Source organism: Klebsiella sp. MS 92-3, from assembly GCF_000195655.1.
Taxonomy (GTDB): domain Bacteria; phylum Pseudomonadota; class Gammaproteobacteria; order Enterobacterales; family Enterobacteriaceae; genus Klebsiella; species Klebsiella pneumoniae.
The window spans coordinates 5722-8448 of record NZ_GL882845.1; the positions used below are offsets into that span (position 1 = coordinate 5722).

The 2727-nt window shown below is 50.6% G+C and carries 3 protein-coding genes and 1 pseudogene; 1 reads left to right on the forward strand and 3 read right to left on the reverse strand.

The window, feature by feature from the left end:
- Positions 1-492: pseudogene (locus HMPREF9538_RS06230) on the reverse strand (klebicin B); the annotation flags it as partial.
- 356 nt (positions 493-848) lie between these two features.
- Between HMPREF9538_RS06230 and HMPREF9538_RS06225 the strand changes: the two are divergent.
- On the forward strand, positions 849-1394 hold the full coding sequence (locus tag HMPREF9538_RS06225; RefSeq protein ID WP_004178052.1) for a hypothetical protein: 546 nt from the start codon (positions 849-851) through the stop codon (positions 1392-1394).
- Positions 1395-1608: 214 nt separating this feature from the next.
- Here HMPREF9538_RS06225 and HMPREF9538_RS06220 read toward each other — a convergent pair whose 3' ends face one another.
- Both HMPREF9538_RS06220 and HMPREF9538_RS06215 read right to left on the reverse strand, forming a co-directional pair.
- Positions 1609-1956, reverse strand: a complete 348-nt coding sequence (locus HMPREF9538_RS06220) for a DUF6404 family protein (RefSeq protein WP_004152301.1) — start codon at positions 1954-1956, stop codon at positions 1609-1611.
- A 19-nt stretch (positions 1957-1975) separates the two neighbouring features.
- Positions 1976-2572 (reverse strand): fertility inhibition protein FinO, encoded by a 597-nt coding sequence (locus tag HMPREF9538_RS06215; RefSeq protein ID WP_004178053.1) that lies wholly within the window; start codon positions 2570-2572, stop codon positions 1976-1978.
- Between the last annotated feature and the right edge of the window lie 155 nt (positions 2573-2727).

The following is a 2727-nucleotide window of genomic DNA, read 5'->3' on the forward strand; positions in this document are numbered from 1 at the left end:
GTGTTTTGTTTTCGCTGCGAATGCTTTTGCAGCCTCTTCTGCTTGCTGTTTTTCCTTAGCTACCTTCTCCGCTCGTGCAGCTTTTTCTGCTTCTGATGGACCTACAGCCACAAAAGCGCGGGTAGTATGTTCGTTATTACCAGCCCCGGATGATCGGTTTTCCCAGTATCCCATCTGCCCGTTATGCATAACAAGAGACTGTCCCTGTGGCCCCTGCCCACCCTGACTTCCGCCATTACCGGTAGAAGAACTGCGGACACCATCGAAGCCACTGACAGTTGTTGAGCCTTCCTCAGAGGACACAGTGTGAATCTGCCCCCGAATATCCGCCATATACCCACCATTACCATCACTGCGAATATTCGAGACATCTGATGCCCGGATTTGCGTCCCACCAAAACTATTAAACTGATTAGCCACATCACTGGCAGAAGGAGAGCTAAGGCCTGAGCTCGTAGCACCCTCACCGTTATAGTTAAATCCACCAATCACACATTTCCTTCTTTTGTTTTTTTTGTTTTCCAATTTTCTGAAATACGGCGTGCGGTTTATTGCTTCAGGACAGCTATCCGGAGGCTGTTATTAGTTCTCTGCCACGCCAGTTACTGCATATAAAAGCATGTATTTATATACAGTATTTTGATGCTGCTCTTGATATACCAGCTCTGTCAATATGTCGTGGTTAACAATATTTTTATTTATTTTCATTCACTTAAAAATAACAGCAGAGGTGGACCCGAGGCAGAATGCGGATCATCAGAAAGAAAAAAAACGATTTGAGCTCTGATTCATAGCCCGATAGATTACTTAGTTCCCCCGAGTGCACGATAAAAAAGAGAGTATTTCTGATGCCATTACCTGAGCGAATGAAACCCGCACGGGTCACCCGTAAACAGATGAAAGAACTGGTCAGTCAGCTGAATGGCATTCTCGATCACATCGATAACGGGATGGACGAAAACAATGAAGAACTAAAACAGATGATGGCAGACTGGAATGCACAGGTCGTCATACCCTGCGGGTTCTCTGATTTTCGTGATTTTTCATCCTGGACAAGTGCACTAGATTTCACCAGGATGGCGCTTAATCAGGAAAAATACCTTGATGACTTTACATGGACAGAACTGAACGACGTTATCAACTTCATACGCAAAGCAGAAGGTAGTGCATCTGACCACAGCTATGCACTCCAGTTACTGGAGATTAATTTCAGGGCAAACCCACTGGATCTCATCTATCACCCTGACTGCTGGTTCAATGATGAAGCATTGTTTCATGCTCGGCTGACTACCGAAGAAATTGGTGGCTACCTGATGAAAAAATCAGGTCGATGGCTCAACGATGCACCGGATATCCAGCTGGTGTATGCCATCCCCCAGGATATTTATGATTAACCAAGTCACCCTTTACCATAATCCCTTAATTGTAAGCACCGCCAGAACGGCCTCAGGGCGTTTCTGACGGGAAACTGGCAAAACACCGAAAACCCGCCAGAAACGCGCAGGGGCTGTTTTTACGGCATGCATGAGTATGCACGCAAGTGCATAGCGCGGAAATTCATGCCATTCAGCCAGGGTAAGTCCTGTTTCCGGCGTTCTTCTGATTCCGTTATAAATCTTTCCAGTCAGGTAATTTATTCACCTTTCGGCGCCACAGATGAAACAGTGCCATCGTCAGGCCAAATAACACGCCCGCAATAAGACTGATTTTGCAAGCGAACAGGGGTGGCATCCCCTGGGCCCGCCACACCATCCAGTACATCCACAGTCCGTATCCGACGGAGAAAGAGCCTGCCATCACGCCAAAAACCTGCCAGAACGGAGCAAACGGCAGCGGGGGAATGTTTATCCCCAGCCGCCACAACAGTCGTATCAGAAGCGGTGCATAATTGCTTTTCCACATCTTACAGCTGGCCATTATCGCCAGCGCCTTTTGTTTCCGCGCTTCAAAATCCATTTCCTCTCCTCGATTGTATTCAGCCAGCTGACTGGCTCCGCATACGCTCAGTTCGCAGGAGTTCTTTCATCATGCGCTCGCTGGCGTACTGCGCTTCCCCTGCAGTGACGGTCGCGACGGCGTTCCCCTGCAGATCATAGCGGGCGGCTCCCTCCTTCATCCGGGACAGATAGCCCGCAGACCGGGTCAGACTCTTCAGGCACTTAATCACCTGTTTATGCGACAGCGGCAGGTCACGGTTCACAATGTCGGCAAACAGCTGTTCGCGCATGCCCGTTGCCAGCAGACGGGGTGAGTTTCCGTCGAACAGCTGTGGCCAGAATGCCTTCAGCGTCATAATGGCCTGTTCCGGCGGCAGCAGGCGAAGATAACGCACCGGAGGTGGCGTCTTTACCGCTTTAACCGGCACCGGCGCAGCGTTGCGCGCGGCGGCTTCGGCCGCTTGTTTAACCTTCTCAAGTTTCTCTTTTTTTGCCTTCCAGGCCGGCGGGGACGAGACCACCACGACCTTCTTTCGGCGCACCACACCAGGAGCAGGGGTTGCCTCTGCGGGGGCCGTACTGTTCTCCGCCGGTTTTCGTTTCAGGCTCAGTACAGGGCGTTTTTCTTCACTCATAAGGGGCCATATCAATAAAAGCTACAGGTCTGTGCTATACGATACGCTAACGGTATCATCGTTTCACCTCGCAATGCAGTGGACACAACGATGATGTCCCCTTTGTCACGTTTACGGGCAATGTGCCCGCCCCCCCCCCCCCCCCCCCGCGGGCG